The 18,840-nt window shown below is 54.0% G+C and carries 15 protein-coding genes and 1 pseudogene; 11 read left to right on the plus strand and 5 right to left on the minus strand.

From position 1 onward, the window contains the following. Positions 1 to 481: 481 nt before the first annotated feature. From D7M11_RS30905 to D7M11_RS30915, 3 genes are all read left to right on the plus strand, one after another. Positions 482 to 1,174: an ABC transporter ATP-binding protein gene (locus D7M11_RS30905; protein ID WP_120751144.1), complete on the plus strand. Its 693-nt coding sequence runs from the start codon at positions 482 to 484 to the stop codon at positions 1,172 to 1,174. 13 nt (positions 1,175 to 1,187) lie between these two features. Further along, positions 1,188 to 2,558, plus strand: coding sequence for an ABC transporter permease (locus D7M11_RS30910; protein WP_120751145.1), 1,371 nt, complete (start codon positions 1,188 to 1,190; stop codon positions 2,556 to 2,558). 228 nt (positions 2,559 to 2,786) lie between these two features. After that, a complete protein-coding gene (locus tag D7M11_RS30915; protein WP_158606934.1) occupies positions 2,787 to 4,112 on the plus strand; it encodes an ABC transporter substrate-binding protein in 1,326 nt (441 codons plus the stop codon). A 23-nt stretch (positions 4,113 to 4,135) separates the two neighbouring features. Here the strand turns inward: D7M11_RS30915 and D7M11_RS30920 are convergent, their stop codons facing one another. Next, positions 4,136 to 5,044, minus strand: a complete 909-nt coding sequence (locus D7M11_RS30920) for an AraC family transcriptional regulator (protein WP_158606935.1) — start codon at positions 5,042 to 5,044, stop codon at positions 4,136 to 4,138. A gap of 135 nt (positions 5,045 to 5,179) precedes the next feature. Here D7M11_RS30920 and D7M11_RS30925 point away from each other — a divergent pair, with 135 nt between their 5' ends. From D7M11_RS30925 to D7M11_RS30940, 4 genes are all read left to right on the plus strand, one after another. Continuing rightward, positions 5,180 to 6,661 (plus strand): arylsulfatase, encoded by a 1,482-nt coding sequence (locus tag D7M11_RS30925; protein ID WP_120751148.1) that lies wholly within the window; start codon positions 5,180 to 5,182, stop codon positions 6,659 to 6,661. 118 nt (positions 6,662 to 6,779) lie between these two features. Beyond that, positions 6,780 to 7,592 (plus strand): helix-turn-helix transcriptional regulator, encoded by an 813-nt coding sequence (locus tag D7M11_RS30930; RefSeq protein ID WP_193556326.1) that lies wholly within the window; start codon positions 6,780 to 6,782, stop codon positions 7,590 to 7,592. A gap of 360 nt (positions 7,593 to 7,952) precedes the next feature. Beyond that, positions 7,953 to 9,272 (plus strand): ABC transporter substrate-binding protein, encoded by a 1,320-nt coding sequence (locus tag D7M11_RS30935; RefSeq protein WP_158606936.1) that lies wholly within the window; start codon positions 7,953 to 7,955, stop codon positions 9,270 to 9,272. Between the two features lie 201 nt (positions 9,273 to 9,473). Then, entirely contained in the window at positions 9,474 to 10,850 is a 1,377-nt protein-coding gene (locus tag D7M11_RS30940) for an extracellular solute-binding protein (RefSeq protein WP_120751151.1), read from the plus strand. 39 nt (positions 10,851 to 10,889) lie between these two features. On the opposite strand, the gene D7M11_RS30945 is transcribed toward D7M11_RS30940, so the two are convergent. The 4 genes and pseudogenes from D7M11_RS30945 to D7M11_RS30960 form a co-directional block, all read right to left on the minus strand. Beyond that, positions 10,890 to 11,090: a hypothetical protein gene (locus D7M11_RS30945; RefSeq protein ID WP_120751152.1), complete on the minus strand. Its 201-nt coding sequence runs from the start codon at positions 11,088 to 11,090 to the stop codon at positions 10,890 to 10,892. Further along, positions 11,087 to 11,941, minus strand: a complete 855-nt coding sequence (locus D7M11_RS30950) for a Ger(x)C family spore germination protein (RefSeq protein WP_120751153.1) — start codon at positions 11,939 to 11,941, stop codon at positions 11,087 to 11,089. Before D7M11_RS30950 ends, D7M11_RS30945 begins: the two co-directional genes overlap by 4 nt. Positions 11,942 to 11,966: 25 nt before the next feature. Beyond that, positions 11,967 to 12,629, minus strand: a pseudogene (locus D7M11_RS30955) (spore germination protein); the annotation flags it as partial. A 76-nt stretch (positions 12,630 to 12,705) separates the two neighbouring features. Then, positions 12,706 to 13,446 (minus strand): MBL fold metallo-hydrolase, encoded by a 741-nt coding sequence (locus tag D7M11_RS30960; RefSeq protein ID WP_120751155.1) that lies wholly within the window; start codon positions 13,444 to 13,446, stop codon positions 12,706 to 12,708. A gap of 119 nt (positions 13,447 to 13,565) precedes the next feature. On the opposite strand from D7M11_RS30960, the gene D7M11_RS30965 reads away from it, so the two are divergent. The 4 genes from D7M11_RS30965 to D7M11_RS30980 all read left to right on the plus strand — a co-directional run bounded on the left by D7M11_RS30965 (position 13,566) and on the right by D7M11_RS30980 (position 18,801). Then, a complete protein-coding gene (locus tag D7M11_RS30965; RefSeq protein WP_120751156.1) occupies positions 13,566 to 15,197 on the plus strand; it encodes a cache domain-containing sensor histidine kinase in 1,632 nt (543 codons plus the stop codon). A 138-nt stretch (positions 15,198 to 15,335) separates the two neighbouring features. Beyond that, positions 15,336 to 16,913 (plus strand): extracellular solute-binding protein, encoded by a 1,578-nt coding sequence (locus D7M11_RS30970; RefSeq protein ID WP_158606937.1) that lies wholly within the window; start codon positions 15,336 to 15,338, stop codon positions 16,911 to 16,913. 90 nt (positions 16,914 to 17,003) lie between these two features. Continuing rightward, positions 17,004 to 17,903, plus strand: coding sequence for an ABC transporter permease (locus tag D7M11_RS30975; RefSeq protein ID WP_120751158.1), 900 nt, complete (start codon positions 17,004 to 17,006; stop codon positions 17,901 to 17,903). Beyond that, positions 17,887 to 18,801, plus strand: coding sequence for a carbohydrate ABC transporter permease (locus tag D7M11_RS30980; RefSeq protein ID WP_240041385.1), 915 nt, complete (start codon positions 17,887 to 17,889; stop codon positions 18,799 to 18,801). The genes D7M11_RS30975 and D7M11_RS30980 overlap by 17 nt, the downstream gene beginning before the upstream one ends. The last annotated feature ends 39 nt before the right edge of the window (positions 18,802 to 18,840 follow it).

Raw genomic sequence — 18,840 nt, forward strand, 5'->3', positions numbered from 1 at the left:
CTCGCCGGCGGAGTTCCGGGAGTGGATCGCCGCTGCGAAGCCAGACTTAACCCCCTTCCAAGTTGCGCTTTAAAGCCTGATTACGTGAGATTTCAAGTAAGACTGCGAACGCTCTAGCTTGTGCAGGTTATTCTCCATAATTAGGGGGTAGGACCGGATCCGGTTTTGCCTGAGGAAATAGCGGAACTTCTTGTTCCTTTATAGGGGAAGTTGCGAGTGAAAATAGCGTTTAGCGGAAATATCGCTTCCGTTATACTTGCCCGTCCGTGTCCACAGCTTTTCTTCACTTTGTGGGGTTCAGTCGCGGTCGCTCATCCTTGAATTAACTTCGATAGACGTTTTTCTTATCAAAATAAAGATTTACTTAAGAAATTTTTCATAAATCGTAGCATATTGTTTTAACTTTTCTCCGGTATTGTTGTTCAGGTGACCGTAAACCAACGGAAAAAATGCAGCAACAACAAAAAACGGAGGTACAATCATGATCGAAGTCCAGGGCGTCAGCCATCAATTCGCCATCGGCAAAAAAGGGAAGGAACGCATCGTTCCGGTCCTTCAACATATCGATATGCGCGTCGAGGAAGGAGAGATGGTCGCGATCGTCGGCCGCAGCGGGTCGGGCAAATCGACGCTGCTTAACTTAATATCCGGCTACATTCGGCCCACGCAAGGGGATATTTCGGTAATGGGACGGACGGTGACAAAGCTGAGCGAAGGGGAATGGGCCGACTTCCGGCTTGCGAACTTCGGCTTCATGTTCCAAAGCTTTCAACTGATTCCAAGCATGACCGCATTCGAAAATATCGAGCTGCCGCTTGTGCTCCAAGGCGTTCGCATCGAAAAGCGGAAAAGACGGGTCAACGAGATGCTGGAGCGCGTAGGCTTGTCCGATTACGCTCAGCATTACCCGAGTGAGCTGTCGGGCGGACAGCAGCAGCGCGTATCGGTGGCGCGGGCGCTGGTCCTGAGGCCGCCGATCGTACTGGCGGACGAACCGACAGGCAGTCTCGACAGCGAAAACGAGCGCGAGCTCCTGCGGCTGATCGGCGAGCTGAACCGCGAGCAGGGGATCACGTTTTTGATCATTACTCACGACGAGCAGGTGGCCGCCACGGCAAATCGCACGGTCACACTTCAGGACGGGCGTATCATTAAAAGCCCGGTCTGGGCATAAGGGAGGAACAACAGTGAAATTTTCGGATCAAGTCCGGTTTGTACGGCAAAATATGAAAAAAAATAAAACGCGGTTGTTTATGACTGTGCTCGCAACCGCAATGGGATGTGCGTTTCTGATCGTGCTGGCGTCCGTCGGATTCGGGCTGCAAAAAAGCATCGTCGATAAAATGATCGGAGACCGGCTCGTCACCGCCATTGAAGTATGGGGGAAAGAGACGGGGGGCAAGATGAACAACGAACTGACCGACCAGGATATTCAGTATTTGCGCTCGGTGGAGCATATCAAGGCGGTCACCTACCGCAACTACATCCAGCAGGCGCTGCCGCGAACGGTCGATGGACAAGCGGTATCCGGAGGCGGCGCGATCGCGGTCGATTTCGACGCGGAGACGAAGGCTGGCTTCGCCTTAAGCAGCGGCCGATTGCCGCAGGCGGCTGATGAAGTCGTCATCGGCTACAATATCCGGGAGTCGCGGGACGAGCAGCCGGCTTCGGGAGCGGACAGCGCAGCCGACAAGTCCAAGCAGACGCAGCCGGCACGCGAGGCGAAGGATTGGATCGGTAAAACGATGCGGATGGACGTCATCCATTATGTGAACGGAGCCGAGCAGAAAACGCCGATAACGGCGACGATTGTCGGCGTGACCGAGAAGCCTACGCGAGAATGGAAAACAGATAAGAATGTCTATATGGGCGAGCCGCTGCTTCAGAAGATCGAAGCGATTACCGGTACGCAGTTCGGTATTGCCGAAAAACCGAGCGAAACGAAGGATGGCGAACCCGGAGATAAGCCGAAAAAGCCGGACGAGCCGAGGATTTATACCCAGGTTCAGGCGATCGCCGACGGAGCGCAGTATGTGAAAGCGATCGGCGAACAGATTCGCGCGGACGGATACATGAACCATTCGATCGCGAACGAGCTGGAGCAGGTCAACATGGTGTTTTTGATTATGAAGATCGGTCTTGTGTTCGTCGGGACGATCGCCGTTCTGATCGCTTCGATCGGTATTTTCAATACAATGACGATGGCGGTGACCGAACGGGCCCAGGATATCGGCATCATGAAGGCGATCGGAGCGCATCCGGCAGCCATACGACGCATTTTCCTGCTCGAGAGCGGGCTGATCGGCGTACTCGGGGCAGCTATAGGCATTATTGTCTCCTATGCGCTATCATTTGCGGTTAACGGCGCGCTGCCTCTCCTGATTCAGTCGTTTCTGGATGAAAAGGTGCCGGCCGACTTCCGCTTCTCGCTTATTCCGCCGCTGCTGGCCGTGCTTGCCGCAGTCATCTCGCTGGCCGTCGCCGTATTGTCCGGGTCCCGTCCCGCCAGACGAGCTACAAAGGTCGACGTATTGCGGGCCTTGCGCCGGGACGTTTAAGTGAAATTTAAAGATAGAGGCGAAGAGCATCTCGATAATTCGAGATGCTTTTTTCTTGTCATTGCGAAATACAGATCGTAAGAAATGTCAAAAACATCAACGCTGAAGATATGGGAATCGGATGGCCTCGCATGATACGATACAGACAAACGGGAAACGCTTTCAGGATAGAAAGCGATGACCTGCACACTGTCGCTTTCTTTTATCGTTAAAAAGGGGGAACCAGAAATGAACATGAAGCCAGGCAAACATCTGTCCGGCCTCGCAGCCGTCGCGCTGCTGACTTCGCTCATGGCCGCTTGCGGAGGAGGCGGGGGCAGCGCAGCAAAAACCGAGCCGCCAAAAACAGGGGCGGAGCCTGCTGCAAACAAGGAGCCGGTGGAAATCGTCTTTTATTCGCCGAACGCAGGGCGCACGCCGGAGCAGTTTATGAAGGAGAACGGTAATGCGATCAAGGAAAAGTTTCCGCACGTAACGGTAAAGTTCGTGCAGTATGCGAAAGGCACCGAAACCGCCGATCTGCTGGCGTCCGGACAGCCGCTCGACATCATCATTTCGTCAACCTCCACCATTAACGAATTGGTCGACTACAACCTGCAATACGATATTACAGAGCTGATCAAAAAGTATAAGTACGATCTGAACCGCCTGGAACCGTCCGCCGTGCAGTTTATGCAAGGCTTCGCGGGAGGAGGCATGTACGGATTGCCGATCCGCTCGAACACGTTCCTGCTGTTCTACAACAAAAATTTGTTCGACAAGTTCGGCGTTTCTTATCCGAAGGAAGGCTCGACGTGGGATGACATCTACGAGCTGGCGAAAAAGATGACCCGGACGGAAGGTGGTACGCAGTATTTCGGCCTCGTTACCTCGTATTCGCATATGATTACGAACAATCAGCTGTCGATTCCGTCCTACGATACGAGAACGGATAAAGTCATGATCGAAGACGATAAGTTCAAGGCGGTCGTTAACAACTTCGCGCGTTTTTATCAAATCGCCGATCAGAAATATGCGTCCGATCTGCTGACGAAACACGCGGACCTGTTCAAGAAGGACCAGGCAGCGGCCATGTACGCCTACTATGGCAGTGAAATGATCGGTTATCCGGCCACGTTTGATTGGGACATTATTTCGATGCCGTATTTTAAAGAGGCTATGGGTGTAGCTCCCCAGCAATCGCCCGCTTATTTCAGCATCGCAAGCCTGAGCAAGCATAAGGAGCAGGCGTTTGAAATCATCTCTTATCTTACGTCCGACGAGTTCCAGACGAGGCAGTCGAAGGACGGCACGATGCCGACGCTGCTGGACAAAACGGTCCAGAGCTCGTTCGCCCAAACCCAGGCGGATTTTAAAGGCAAAAACATTAAAGCGTATTTCTCGGAAAAAACGGCGCCGATCTCGAACAAGGACAAATATAACAATATTGCCGCCGGCAAAGCGAGCACGGCATTCCAGGAAATCGTCACCGGCAAGAAGGACACGAACACGGCGCTAAGAGATGCAGCGGAAGCGGCGCGAAAAGCGGTCGACGCGGAGAAAGCGAAAAAATAAAGCCGGCAAGCGGCTGCCGGCGTTTATAAGGAATTGGCGGAAGTGGCGGCGTTACGGAACTGGAGAGGGCTCATGCCCTCCGACTGGCTGAAGTAGCGGCTGAGCTGGCTTTGTTCGCCGTAGCCGATCATTTCCGCAATTTCTTTGACGCTGCTGGTCGAGTGCGCCAGCATTTCTTTGGCCAGCTGCAGCCTTACTTGCCGGACGTATTCGAGCGGGGACAATCCGAGCGTCTTCACGAACAGATGGCTCAGATGGCTTGGGCTTAAGTGAGCATGGTCCGCCATTTCACGCAGCCGCACGGGCTTGTCGATATGATGCCGCACATAATCGCAAACTTTCATTACACGGTGGTCAAAGCGAAGCGGCTCGTCGGGCAAATGGCTCCGCATGATCGTCAGAAGCTGCTTCAGCCAGCCGTACAGAACGCCCTGCAGGCCGAGAAACGACAGCGAAATGTCGGTATGAATGATATGGGTATGACTCGCTGCCGGTGAAAGGCCGGGCATTTTGGACGTAATCAGCTCCCCGAGCGTGTCGAACGAGCGTACCGCTTCCAGCCAGACGGAGGTGAACGACTCAAGCTGGGGGCTGTCCGACAGGCTGGTCGACAGCGGCAGATCGTAGAGGGTTGCCAGATCGAGATTGCCGATCTTCAGATCGACGCACAGCGACAAATAGCGGATGCTCTCGTTCTCGCCGCGATTCAGGCCGATCAGCGTGTTGGGCGGGAACACCAGCAAATCTCCGGGCTTCGCAACCAGCTCGCGATCCAGCGCGTGGAGCTTCCAAGACCCTTCGTATACAAGCCAGAAAATCGTATGCGGGTACTGCATGTCCGACGTATACGTATGGGGCTTGTACATGCTGCGGGCCCAGCGGACTTTGAACTGCAAGTAATCGACATAAAACGATTCGTTCAAAATGAACATCGCCATTCTCCTTAGCCGCGCGGAAGTGCGGAAGAAATGTCAAAAACGAAAGCATGGCTGGACTTATCTTGCATTTACTGTACCACAAATAGAGCCGCATACCTATAAAGATTCAGCGGATAGGAGAGAAACGGTATGAAGAAGCCGAACATACTACTCATTATGACGGACCAGCAGCGCTGGGATACGCTCGGATGCAGCGGGAATCCGGTCATCGAGACACCTGTGCTCGATGCGCTGGCTGCCGAAGGCACCTTGTTCACGAGTGCGTACTCGGGAACGCCCTCCTGCATTCCGGCGCGGGCGTCGCTGCTGACCGGGATGGACCCGTGGAACACCGGCATCCTTTATTCGTCGGGAGGCGGCATCGCAAGCGGTATGGGCGGGGGATTCGAATATACGCTTCCGGGCGAGCTGGCCAAGGCGGGTTATCATACGCAGGGCGTCGGTAAAATGCACTACGAGCCGCAGCGGGCGCTTAACGGGTTTCATCGCACGGTGCTGGACGAATCGGGACGCGTAGGCGATCCTTCGTTCGTCTCCGATTACCGGAAATGGTTCGAGGATCGCAAAACCGGAGATTATGGCTATATCGATCACGGCATTACGTGGAACTCCTGGATGGCGAGGCCTTACCACGCTCCCGAATATATGCACCCGACCAATTGGACGGTGAACGAATCGATCCGTTTTCTGCGCGAGCGGGACCCGGAGAAGCCGTTTTTTCTGAAAACGTCGTTTGCCCGGCCGCATTCCCCTTACGATGCGGTTCCGTACTATTTTGATTTGTATATGCGCAAAAGCTTGCCGGAGCCCTACCTCGGCGACTGGTGCGGCGAGCATGACGTTGCGACCTCGGGCACGGAAGCGTGGCGGGGGAGACGGAGCGCCGAAGAGATTCACCGGGCGCGAGCGGGCTACTATGGAAATATTAACCATATCGATCATCAGATCGGCAGATTGTTTTACGAGATGCGGAATATGGGGCTGTACGACAACACGCTCATTATTTTTACCTCGGATCACGGCGACATGCTCGGGGATCATCATTTATGGCGCAAAACGTACGGCTACGAAGGCTCCGCCCATATTCCGCTGATCGTCCGTCTGCCCAAGCAGATGGAGAGCGGAAGCGATAGGCACAAGGTCGATCGCGTTGTTGGTTTGCAGGATCTGATGCCGACGATTCTCGAGGCAGCCGGGCTTCGCATTCCGGAGACGGTGGACGGCCAAAGCATGCTTCCTCTTATTCGCGATGAACAAGTGCAGTGGCGTCCCTATTTTCATGGCGAGCATGGCGTCTGCTATTCGGAGCTTCAGGAAATGCACTATTTGACGGACGGCAAATGGAAGTATATATGGCTTGCGAGACAAGGGACGGAGCAGTTGTTCGACTTGACAGCCGACCCAGGCGAATGTCGCGATCTCGCGAACTCTCCCGAGCATCGCGAACAATTGCTGCTATGGCGCAGCAGAGCCGTTGCCGTGCTGCAAACGAGAAAAGCGGGGCTGACGGAAGGGGAGACACTGGTTTGTCAGGCGGGGAAGCCGCGTATCGTGCCGCCGAAATTCACCGAACGCATGGAACGATGGAGTCGGTTGCGAGCCGGACTTTGAACGATGGATCGAAATTTTACACAGGCATCCGCGATATTTCGCGGATGTTTTTTTGTAATACGAGAGAAAATATGGTATGATCACAGAGAACGTTTGTTCCTGTCCTCTGGAACAATAGATGAAGGTGGTGCATGAAGTGACCGACCGGTATATCGAGATTGATGAAGCGATCGCTTATATTCATCGGAATATCGACGACGCGATCGAACTATCCGGCCTGGCCAAATATGTGGGGTATAGCCCGTACCATTTCGCCCGCATCTTCAAAGAGAGAATCGGCCTTCCGCCCTTATACTACGTCTCCGCTTACCGGTTACAACGGGCGAAAGAGCTGCTGCTGAATACGAATTTGAGCGTCCGCGATATTGGGCTGGAGATCGGCCAGCAAAGCCTAGGAACCTTTACATCGCGCTTTACCGAACGCGTCGGCGTTACGCCGTCGCAATTCCGGAATTCGATGAAGATGACCGGAAGCCAGCTGCATATGCTTCGGAATTTGACCGACTGGCGCGACCGGGAGGTATCGCATCTGCATGGCCGCGTAGAAGGGACGATCCAATCGGTCGTTCCGTTCGAGGGAGTTATTCTGATCGGGCTGTTTGCGAAGCCGATCCCCGAAGGACTGCCGCTGCACGGTACGCTGCTCTCCTCGGTAGGCAGCTTCGTCTTTACGGGCGTTAAGCCCGGAACGTATTACTTAATGGCGACTTCGGTAGAGTGGGGGGCCAGCGCGATTGATGTTTTGCTGCCCCGCGCGACGCTGCGCACCCGTTCCAGGGAGCCGATCGTCGTGAAGCCGAACACGCCGGTTCCTCCCTGTCACGCTGTTCTGCACCTGCCGCATCCCGACGATCCCCCGATCCTGATTTCATTACCGCTGCTTATGAATCGATTTATAGGCCGAGTTGCCGGTCACGAGAACACCAGATAAGTATGACGGTGTTCTTTTTTTTTGTCCCATTTTATCTTTATTTTGTCTTTAAATCAAAGCGGATTGACATATGCAGGGGTCGTCGTACATAATTTAGTAAACCAGATGTAAATTAATTGAGTTAAGGAATTCAAACATTCTGAACTGGTTTGTCGATAGTGAGTATACAAACTAGAATTGTTTTGTAATTTTAACACCTCTTATGTAAGCGCTTATATATGGCGTGAAGGGAACCAGAGTAGGAGAATGTAGTGTCGAATGTATGGGTGCATGTAGAAAAGAAAGCGATTACATAAGGCGCTTCTGCCAATTGGCGGCAGCTTTATGGCATACAATTTTCAGAAGGGGGACTTGTGCGCGATGAAAAAAATAGTTGGTTCGGCGGCATTGTTCATGTTGGTGGCGGCGGGATTGTCCGGATGCGGAGGCGGCACGGCGAAGGAACCGGATACGAAAGCGGGGCAGCCGCAGCCCGAGGCGAAGAAAGACCCGTATACGATGACGCTTTATGCGGCAGGCGTAAGCGCAGCGGAATTTGACACGCGGTTCAGAAAAAAGCTGGAAACGAAGTTTCCGCACATCACGTTTAACTACAAGACGAACCAGGTCGGCGCGACGATTACGGAGCTGGTTGCCCAAGGCGACATTCCGGACCTTATCCGTACGGATATTCCGACGCTCAAGACGCTATATATGGATCTCGGCCTCGCCTATGACTTGCGCGACCAGATCAAAAAGAATAAATACGATATGACGCGATTCAACCAGGTCTTTACGCAGGAAATCGTCGACGTGGTAAGAACGGGAGAAGTGATGGGCTTGCCGGTTCCCCCGTATTTCCCGCAAGTGCTCTACTATAATAAAGACTTGTTCGATAAGTTCGGGCAGCCGTATCCGAAGGACGGCATGACATGGGATGAAGTATACGACGTTGCCAAAAAGATGACCCGAGTCGAGGGCGGGCAAACGTACCGCGGCTTCAGCGCCAACACGATGGCGTGGCTGCGCGACAACCAATTCTCGAACCCGATTCTGGACCCGAAGACGGATGGGGTGTCGGATACGGAGAAATGGCGCCAAGTGTTTACGATCCTGAAACGGATGTACGATATTCCGAATAACGGCATCAGCAAAACGGCTGCCGAGGAAACCGGGATCTTCGCCAAAGGCAATGTGGCGATGCAGCTCAACCAGCACAGCATCTACTTGATATTCCCGCCTGAGCTGAACTGGGATATGGTGGCGACCCCGCTGATTCCGGGAGGCCCGAAGCTGATGGGTCAGCGCGGTCCGGCCTACTGGTCGATCACGCAGCAGAGCAAGCACAAGGACGACGCGTTCCAGGTCATTATGGAGATGCTCGGGGACGATGTCGCCATGGAAGATTCCCGCAGCGGGATTCCGACCGTACTGAACAACAAGGACGTTCAGGCCGCGCTCGGCAAAGGCCATGCCGTTTACAGCAAGAAAAACATGAACGCGGTTAACTTCTACCCGCCGGCTCCTCCTACGCCGAAGCGCCAAAACGGATTGATCGACGTCGCTGCCGGCACGCAGCAAAACCTGATGTCGGCTACGTTCCAGAAAGTCGGTTTGAACGAAATGGACGTTAACACCGCTCTGCGCGATTTGGAAGAACAGCTGAAGAAAGAAATCGAGAAAGAAAAGAGCAAAAAATAAAGGCAGGTGGACCCAAATACCGGGGCAGCGGGCGTTGATGTCGGCTCCCCGGTATTTCCCGCTGACTTTCTTTTTACTCGTTTGCTCACGTTGACATCCATATCCGATTCCATTAGTATCAGTAGCATAGGACTGGACTACCGTGTTTTGTGATTTGTATCTGGTCTGTATCCACTACTTTGTGAATGCGAGTTGGTTCATATGGAAAGCCGGCAAAGCCGCAAAACGTTTCGGACCCGTCTGGACGAGCTTATAACCACCTTGCGTGACGAGATTGTAACGGGGAAACGGGTTGTCGGCGAATTTCTTCCTTCGGAAAAGACGTACGCCGAACAGTCTGGCCTCAGCAATCAATCGGTACGCAAAGCGCTCGAGGTGCTGGTTGATGAAGGGCTGATCGTGAAAATACCGAGAGTGGGCAACAAGGTGGCCGGACCTGCACCAGGCGGCATCATTTCGCTCAAATTCGGCTATCATACGTCCATTATGAGCCAGACGGAAATCGAGCTGCTGCTTGACATGTTCGGCAAGAAGTACCCGCACATCCGCGTCGAGCTGATTCCGCTGCCTACGTATAATCACGAGATGGTCACGAAGTATATGGAAAACGAGATGCTGGACATTGTGACGATGAACAACAACGAGTATCGCGAGTTCGCAGAGAACGACAGATTGAGCACTCTGGAGCCGTTGCCGCACAATCCTCAGCTGTATCCGTTTTTGGCGGAAGCATTCCGGACGGACGGAATGCAGCACGTCATCCCGTTTGTTTTTTCTCCAGTCATCCTTTGCTACAATCGCGATCATTTTCTGGAGCATGAGGTGCCGGAGCCGGACAGCTCTTGGACGTGGGACCAATTGATTGACAATGCGTCCAAGCTCGCCGCCGAGAACGAACGTCTCGGTTTTTATTACAACTTCCATTCGCCGAACCGGTGGCCGCTGCTGCTGCTGCAAAGCGGCGGGGCGTTCGAGCGGAGCGATAGCGGCGGGGTGCGTATCGCCGGTACGCCGATGGCGGACGGCTTCCGGTTTTGCCGGGAGATGAAGAACCGGCTGCCGTCGCTGTGGGAAACGATAGGCCAGGATCAGTCCGAAAAGCTGTTCGTGCAAGGGAAAGCGTCGATGATGCTCACAAGCTATTTCCACCTGAATATCCTTCGCGGTTCGGACATTCCGTTCGATATTGGCCCTGTTCCGCATTTCGGAGTGCCGAAGACGCTGCTCATCTGTATCGGTCTCGCCGTCAGCCGTCATTCGCGGTCGAAGGAGGCGGCGCTGAAGCTTGCCGAATTCCTGACCTCGTACGAGGCGCAACTCGTCATCCGCCAAAAGACGTATACACTGCCCGCGTCGAAGCCGGCTGCGGAATGGGTTGGAACGGAAGCGATGTATCGGCCGCCCAGATTTATGTTATTCCGCGAAACGATTCCTTCCTTTCATTATTTCACCGATTTGAACATCGGCCAAAAAGATTTGATCAAGATCATGAAGGAAGCTACCTTGTATTGGGCGGGCCTGGAGAACGAGGAAACGTTTATCTCGCGTCTGGAGCAGTGGAATCCCGCTGGAGTTTGAGGTTCGAAAGCGCCTTCGATACGCCAGGAAGCAAGCCGTTCACGGGGACGGCTTTTTTGCTGCCGCGCGGTGCCGCTTTAGCTTGCCGAGCATCCACAGCAGAAGTGGGAGGAAAACGCCGAATACGATGGAATACAGCGGCCAAACCTGAAAAAACTCGATCAAATAAGACGTATTCGGCCATATCGAGTAGGCCAGCACGATCGCAATAAGCAGCAGCGGAAGCACAAGAGGGTTCATAAGGTTTGCGCATTTCGGACGCCGGTAGCGAGCACTTGCTTAAGCTGACGCCTCGCCGCCTGCTGCAGATCAAGCAGCGATTGCTCCTGCGTCAAGTCCACGTTTGCGCAGCCGACCTCGGCTACATTTGCCTCCACGGTGGCGTCGATCCGGATTTGCGGGTCGCCTTTCACGAGCCTCGGAATCACTTTGACCTCCGAGCGATCGACCTCGGCCACAAAATAGCCGTCCGACCCGGGGCATGGAGTCGCGGCAACCGAGCTTGTAATATGGTTCGTGATGTAGTTATATGCTTTGCTGTCCGCATCGTTAAGCCATCCGAGCAGCCGATCGTCACGGAACACGCCGATCCCGGTATACTGGTATCTCGCCGATACGGAGGACTGCATCACATTCGAAGTCTGTTTGCCTTCCGCGATATCGCCGCGAAGCGTAAGTCCGGTCAACACGGGCTCTACGCCCGATTTTGTAAACTTTTGCAGCAAATCCTGCACGGTGACGGTTGACGTAGGGGCCCAAGCTTTCTCGGATACTTTCAGCGACTTGTACAGCTCCATAACGGGCAGCGCTTCCGCAGGGGTTAGCAGCTCCAGCACCTGTCTCGTCGAACTGCCTCGGATAACGGCCAGATGGAAGTCCGGCCGCACCTGATAATCGCGCAGCAAAAAATCGATCGCGGGTTTAATCCCTTTTTTGGCCGCCGCTTCATCGAAAAATAGAAAGCGCAAATGCGCCAAGTACATTTGCCGCGGCGATTGCGTCGTCATTTTACGCAGCGCCTCGAATAGCGTAGGCGACTTATCGGTATAGATCGTGACCGGGGAGCGGCTCGATGAGCGGTTATGCGCCATCTGCGACGAGTCGACAACCTGTCCTCGATATCGCCGTAATCGCCACAACGATGACCATCACCGCGGATACGATGCCCGCTTCAACGGCGGCCTGGCCGATTACGAGCGTGCCGACGATGGAGACGGCCTGACCGATTGCGCGCGGCATCCGTATACCGGCTTCCCGTAAAATTTCGAACGTAATCTCCATGATAAGCGCCTCAATGAACGCCGGGAACGGGACGCCTTCCCGCTGAGCGCTTAAGCTCAGCAGCAGGACGGTTGGAAACATGTCCTGATGATACGTTGTCAGGGCAATATAGATGGCCGGGGCCATCATACAAATAAATAAAGAGCCGTATCGCAAGATGCGGATCAGACTGCTGTAAAAGGACGCCTGATAGTAATCCTCGGCGGATTGGATAAAGTCGGCGAACAAGGCCGGCAGCAGCAGCACGAACGGCGTTCCGTCGATAAAAACGGCGATTTTTCCGTCCATGACCCCGGCGGCGACCGAATCCGGCCGATCCGTGTTGTAAAGCGTCGGGAAAATAGTGAGTTGTCTTTTGGCGTTTAACAGCTCTTCGACGTATTCTCCTTCCAGCACCCGATCGATCTTGATGGCGGCCAGTTGGTCTAGCGTTTGACGCACGAGCAGCTCGTCGGCGATGCCCGTCATATACACAAGAGCGACATCCGTCCTCGTCTTCATAAACTTTCGCCGTGTTCGTTACGGAATGAAAAAAGACACCCGCGGGTGTCTCCTGATTCGTATTCGTATAAGACTATAGCTCTGTGACCTGCATATCCTCCGCAAGTGTAATAGCCGCTCCCCCGGCTTCCGCCAATACATCTTCGTACGGCTCGCAATCGGTCAGATGAACGGCAATGATCCGCTTGATCTTCTGCGGATCGTAATAGTGTACGATCTCTTCCAAAGTGGTATGATTGTTTCTGCTGCCTCGCGCGGCCGTCGCTTCGTGAACAAGTAGGTCGATGCGGGGCAGATCGCGTATCCACGAATTCGGCTTCGTGTCGGCCGAGTAGACGAGCGTTTTGCCGCCGATTTGCGCCGTTACGCCGACAGTCGGCCCGGCATGAAGGGCGGGAAAGACGGACAAGATGAGCCCGTCCGACTCGAACAGCGCGGAAGGCGTCATCCAGTCGAAGGGGCGAATGTCCAGCTCGAACCGGATCGGCCATTTCTTCACCTCATAACCGTCCAATAGGGTTCGGAGCTGCGCCACTCCCGTCTCCGAGCAATAGATTGTCAGCGGCTCCGTCCGTCCGGCAATCCACATTCCCCATAATAGGGAAGGCAGACCGTAAATATGATCCGTATGAAAATGCGTAAGGATCACTCCGCGAATTTGAGCCGGCAGCATGGAAAGCTGTTTGAGCTTGCCGAGCGGGTTGCCCCCCACATCGATAAGCCAGCCATCCTCACCGTGGCGCAATAGCAAATAGGTATTGTCTCTCCGGAAACTGCCCGCAGCGCTGGCGGTTCCCAAAAACACGATGTCCATAGGCCTAGTTCCTCCTGATTATTCGTTGTTCGCGCTTTATTTCGCCTTCGCCTACTATAGATGGTAACAGCCGAAAGCGCAAGATTTCATACAACCTACCCGTACTGGAGCGACCGAAGATGAAGCGATTTCGCAAGCTTTCGATCAAAAAAAGGCTGACTTTGTTTTTCCTCGTCTTTTTTTGCATCCCATTTCTGGCGATCGGGCTGATCTGGTATAACAAAACGACCGGCGCGCTGGAGAACAGCGCGATTTCGTATAACGAGCAGCTGATGCTGCAGCTCAGCGGCCGCTTGGATGAATTTTATACCCGCATCAAGCTCGATACGCAGACGCTGCCCGGCAACAGCCTCATCCAGCAGTTTATTCGCCTCGACCCGAGCGAAACGTATGAGCTATTCCAGCTTAAGGAGAGCATCAGCCGTGAAGTATATCCCTATATCGCTTACCGGAACAAGGAGTTTGTCGGGTTTTATGTGCAGTCGGCCAAAGGCGGCGGGCTGGGCGACCTGATTGCCGGCACGCGCACGATCGATTACCGCGACTGGAACCTTACGGATGAAAGCTTCCAGGTGCTGGCGGTACAGCGAGTCGGCGATGTGCCGGTCATCTTGTTTTACCGCAATATTAACGACCGGATCACTTACCAGCCGGCTGGAGCGATGATATCGGCGTTTGATCTGGATCAGATCCTGAACATCAGCAATGCGGAGCGAATCGGCCAGAAAGGGCGAATCGCCATCGCGGATGCGAATCGCCGGTTCCTTTACCATTCCGACCCGGATGAGTGGGGAAACGCGCTGCCTGCAAGCTGGCAGAACCGGATGGAAGGGCAGGGCGGCTATTTTATGGACCATACGGGCGGAGACAAAAAAATAGTCGTCTACCGTACGTCCGAAAACACGCATTTGACGATGATTACCGAGCTTTCGTATAACGAGCTTGTCGGCGGGTTGCCAAACCTCAGAACCGTCACGATTATAATCGCCCTGCTGATCCTTATTCTTGCTTACATCACGTTCGGCAAAATGCTGCTGGAGATCAAAAGACTCGTCGAGGTCATTCACATCTCGCGCCTGAAAGAGAAGGAGCTGGAGCTGAAGCAGCGGGAGGCGATTCTCGGATCGCTGCAATCGCAAATCAACCCGCACTTTTTGTACAACAGCCTGGAAATCATCAACTCGTACGCTATAGTAGCGAAGGTGAGGCCGATCAGTCAAATGACCGTTACGCTTGCGAACATGTTCCGCTACAGCGTCAATGATCCGAACGAGCCCGTTTCGCTCGGCGACGAAATCGACCACTGCCGCAGCTATATGCGCATCCAATCCGAGCGCTATGAGGATTTGCGGGTCGTCATCGAGCTGGAAACGGATACGTCCGGCGAAGCGGAGCTGTTCCGTCTGACGCTCCAGCCTCTTCTCGAGAATGCTATCATTCACGCCTACGAGAAGCACGGGCTGCATCCGGGCGAGATTCGCATCGTCGGCTCGGCATTACCGGACTATTATTCGCTGCGCGTCATCGACAAGGGTAGAGGGATGCCGCCCGAGCTGGCCGCCTGGTACAACGCCGAATTCGAGCGGGATTCGGATAGCCGTCTGGCAAGGGGACTGCCCTCAATCGGGCTGTGGAATGTGCACAGCAGGCTGCGTCTTAAGTTCGGCCAGCCGTACGGACTTCGTATACTGCGGTCCGGAGCGGGCGGGACGGATGTGGAGGTGCGGCTGCCGTACCGGAAGGCGGAGTAATCGTCTCTGCGAGGTGCGTGTGAGGAAAAGCACATGATTTCGTTAGTTATTCCATATAGGCGCGGCGAATCCGCTGCTATACTCAGTGCTAAGCAAGGTATGCCTTGTAAAGCCTTACACCACGGGAGGTCACATTTAATGAAAAGAAGTATAGCGGCGATAGCTTCGCTACTCCTCGTTTCCGCGGCAACGCTGTCGGCATGCGGCAACGAATCGAAAACGGCGGGGGAAGCGGGTGACGGTAAGGGAAGCCAGCCGGTAAAGAAGGACATCAGCATTTTGACGACCGAAGGCGGTTCCCAGTTTGTGGCACAAGCCCCCGCCAGCGAGAAGGACAAATATTACAACGAGCTGAACAAGCTGTCCGGGTACAACGTGAAGTACGAGCTGATGACATGGGGCGGCGGAGCGGATTACAAGCAGCAGCTGGCGCTGCGCTTTGCCACGGGCGATCTCGGCGATCTGGTGATGACGGACAGCATCTATTCGAACGTGCACGCAGGGGCCGTCGATCAGAACGTATTCCTCGATCTCGGTCCGCTGCTTGACAAGTACGGTCCGAACATCAAGAAGAACATTCCGGAAGTCGCTTGGAAAAGTCCTCGCGTCCAGAAGAACGGCAAAATTTACGGTATTCCGATCTTGTCGGCCGCTCCGGCAACGCGAATTATGTTCATGCGCGGCGACTGGCTGAAAAAGCTGAACATGGAGCCGCCGAAGACGCTCGACGAGTTTCTGAAGTTTGCCGAAGGCGTCAAAAACAACGACATGAACGGCGACGGGAAAAACAACGAATATGCGCTCGCCTTGACGGACAACCTCGGCTGGAGCGACGTATTCTCCGGTTCGTTCGGAGTGAGGCCGGACGCTTGGCAAATGCGTGGCGGCAAGATGGAGCCGGATATGATCCAGCCGCAGATGAAGGAAGCGATCGCGTTTTATAAGAAGCTGTATGACAACGGTTACATCGCGAAAGATTTCGTTACGCGGAAGCAGGGTGACCGGCTATCCGAAATTTACAAAGGGTATTTCGGCGCCTACGGCGCAGCGGCCAATCAGTACGGCTCGTTTACGGATGTCTCCAAGTATGTCAATCAGCCCGGTGCGGAAACGGTGATGATTACGCCCCCGAAAGGGCCGCGCGGCGAAGCCTATTTCGAGAAGCAATCCGAGCAAATCGACTTCGTCTGGGTCGTTCCGGCGAAGACGAAAAATCCGGAGGAAGTGATCAAGTTTCTGGACTGGGTATGGGGCCATCCGGATGCGGAGAAGTTTTTCGGCTTCGGCATCAAAGATTACAACTATAAGGAAGAAAACGGGAAAGTCGTGTTCGACGAGAAAAATCCGGCCAATGCGGAAAACGTGGCCAGCGGCTTCTTCCGCAAAACGATCAATCCGCGCGGCGCGAGCCGGCCGATAATCGTCAAATATATGCCGGAGCCGGACAATATTATGAAAGCTTACGACGATGCCGCCGCCTCCGTGTACAAGCACGCGTCGCTCGGCATGCCGCAAATGGAATCGCTCGATGGCCGTCCGGAGCTGGATATCGGGCTTCAGCCGGGCAGTCTGTTCTACGATACGTTCGTCAAGCTTGTGGTCGGCAAGGAAGATCTGGATACCGGCTTCGACAAATTCGTGAAGGAATGGAGAAGCCGCGGCGGGGATACGGCGATCAAGGAAGCGACCGACTGGTATAACGCGTACAGAAAATAAACCGAGCGAAGGTAAAGGGGCCCCCGCGTTTGAGCATCCTCAGGAGGTGCCCCTTTTTCTTGCCGAAACATAAACGAAAGGAAGATCGGCTTGCTCCGCAACATCAAACTATCGGATTCATTCGTCCTGCTGTTGATCGCCATTCCGGGATTGCTTCATTTTCTAGTCTTCAAATATATTCCGCTCGCGGGCAACGTGATCGCCTTCCAGGATTTCAATCTGTTTCAGGGCTTTTTGCACAGCAAGTGGGTGGGACTGAAGCATTTCATCTATATGTTCCAGTATCCCGAATTCGGGATCATACTCCAAAATACGCTGCGGTTCGGACTATACTCGATCGTGTTCGGCTTCCCGGCGCCGCTTGTGATGGCGCTGCTGCTGAATGAAATCCGCCTGACCTGGTTCAAGCGGGCGGCGCAAACGATGCTGTATTTGCCGCACTTTTTGTCGTGGGTAATCGTCGGCGGCATATTCGTCGAGCTGCTTTCGAACGAAGGAATGATGAACCAAATCTTGCAGCGATTCGGATTTGAGCCGCAATCGTTTTTGACGGAACCGAAGTATTTTCTCGGCGTCGTGATCGGCGCTGGGATCTGGAAAGAGATCGGCTGGTCGATGATTATTTATTTGGCGGCCATTGCCGGCATTAATCCGAATCTGTATGAAGCGGCGATGGTAGACGGAGCCGGGCGCTGGAGAAGAATGTGGAGCGTTACACTGCCTGCGCTGATGCCGACGATTATTATCCTGCTGCTGCTGCGGATCGGGCATCTGATGGATGCGAACGTCGAGCAGGTGCTATTCTTCTTGAACCCGCTCGTGCGGGAAGTCGGTGAAGTGTTCGACACGTATGTTTATCGGGTAGGCCTGACCGGTGGAAAGTACAGCTATACGACGGCGATCGGCATATTCAAGGCGGTCGTGAGCGTCCTTCTAGTCGTGCTGCTCAACAAGCTTAGCAAGAAAACAACCGGTGAAAGCATCTACTGAGAAGGAGTCGAGAACGAATATGATGAACCGGCAGCGTTCGGAAACTGTATTTCAATGGACCAACGGCGCGTTGATCCTGCTCATATGTCTTACGATGATTGCGCCGATGATCCACCTGCTCGCCGTATCGATAAGCGATCCCGTCTATGCCGGGGCCAAGCTCGTATATTTGTGGCCGAAGGGACTGTTTTTCAATGTCTACACGACGCTGTTCCAAATGAAGGACATGTGGAGAGCGATGGGCGTCAGCGTCTATATTACCGTAGTTGGAACTGTGCTATCGCTGGCGCTGACGTCGACGCTGGCCTTCACGCTGGCACGTCCGCAAATGCCGGGGCGAAAATGGATTGTTAGGCTCATTCTGTTCTCTTTCATTTTCCCGGCGCCGCTTATTCCTACCTTTCTTATCATTAATAAGCTCGGCATGATGAATACGCTCTGGGCTTTAATTGTTCCGGGGGCGCTCGGCGCCTATAACGTATTTATTATGAAGACTTTTTTTCAGGGTGTCTCGAAGGAGCTGATCGAGGCGGCGAAGATCGACGGCTGTTCGGAATTCGGCGTGTACCTGCGCATCGTGCTCCCCGTATCCCAAGCGGTTTCGGCGACGATCGCGCTATTCCATGCCGTCGGCACGTGGAACTCGTATTTCAGCGCTCTCATCTATATCCGTTCGGAGCATCTGTTCCCGCTTCAGCTCAAGCTGCGCAATATGGTGCAGAACAGCGCCTTCGATTCGGGCGTGGACAACAGCATGTTCGACTCGCAGGTGCTGCAAACGCCTGAAATGCTGAAGGCGGGTGCGATCCTGTTCACGACGATCCCGATCCTGATCGTTTATCCGTTTCTGCAAAAGTATTTCGTGAAAGGCGCGATGCTGGGGTCTTTGAAAGAGTAATAGTGCTATAATAGTAGACGACTAAGGTTCATTATGGGA

Source organism: Paenibacillus ginsengarvi (assembly GCF_003626695.1).
In the GTDB taxonomy this organism is placed as follows: domain Bacteria; phylum Bacillota; class Bacilli; order Paenibacillales; family NBRC-103111; genus Paenibacillus_AB; species Paenibacillus_AB ginsengarvi.

Excerpts from the sequence above, each read along its gene's own strand:
- D7M11_RS30930 (WP_193556326.1), top strand. The coding sequence starts at position 6,780 with ATGAAGGTGGTGCATGAAGTGACCGACCGGTATATCGAGATTGATGAA.
- D7M11_RS30960 (WP_120751155.1), bottom strand. The coding sequence starts at position 13,446 with ATGGACATCGTGTTTTTGGGAACCGCCAGCGCTGCGGGCAGTTTCCGG.
- D7M11_RS30950 (WP_120751153.1), bottom strand. The coding sequence starts at position 11,941 with ATGGCGCATAACCGCTCATCGAGCCGCTCCCCGGTCACGATCTATACC.
- D7M11_RS30940 (WP_120751151.1), top strand. The coding sequence starts at position 9,474 with ATGGAAAGCCGGCAAAGCCGCAAAACGTTTCGGACCCGTCTGGACGAG.
- D7M11_RS30905 (WP_120751144.1), top strand. The coding sequence starts at position 482 with ATGATCGAAGTCCAGGGCGTCAGCCATCAATTCGCCATCGGCAAAAAA.
- D7M11_RS30970 (WP_158606937.1), top strand. The coding sequence starts at position 15,336 with ATGAAAAGAAGTATAGCGGCGATAGCTTCGCTACTCCTCGTTTCCGCG.
- D7M11_RS30915 (WP_158606934.1), top strand. The coding sequence starts at position 2,787 with ATGAACATGAAGCCAGGCAAACATCTGTCCGGCCTCGCAGCCGTCGCG.
- D7M11_RS30965 (WP_120751156.1), top strand. The coding sequence starts at position 13,566 with ATGAAGCGATTTCGCAAGCTTTCGATCAAAAAAAGGCTGACTTTGTTT.
- D7M11_RS30920 (WP_158606935.1), bottom strand. The coding sequence starts at position 5,044 with ATGTTCATTTTGAACGAATCGTTTTATGTCGATTACTTGCAGTTCAAA.
- D7M11_RS30935 (WP_158606936.1), top strand. The coding sequence starts at position 7,953 with ATGAAAAAAATAGTTGGTTCGGCGGCATTGTTCATGTTGGTGGCGGCG.
- D7M11_RS30945 (WP_120751152.1), bottom strand. The coding sequence starts at position 11,090 with ATGAACCCTCTTGTGCTTCCGCTGCTGCTTATTGCGATCGTGCTGGCC.
- D7M11_RS30925 (WP_120751148.1), top strand. The coding sequence starts at position 5,180 with ATGAAGAAGCCGAACATACTACTCATTATGACGGACCAGCAGCGCTGG.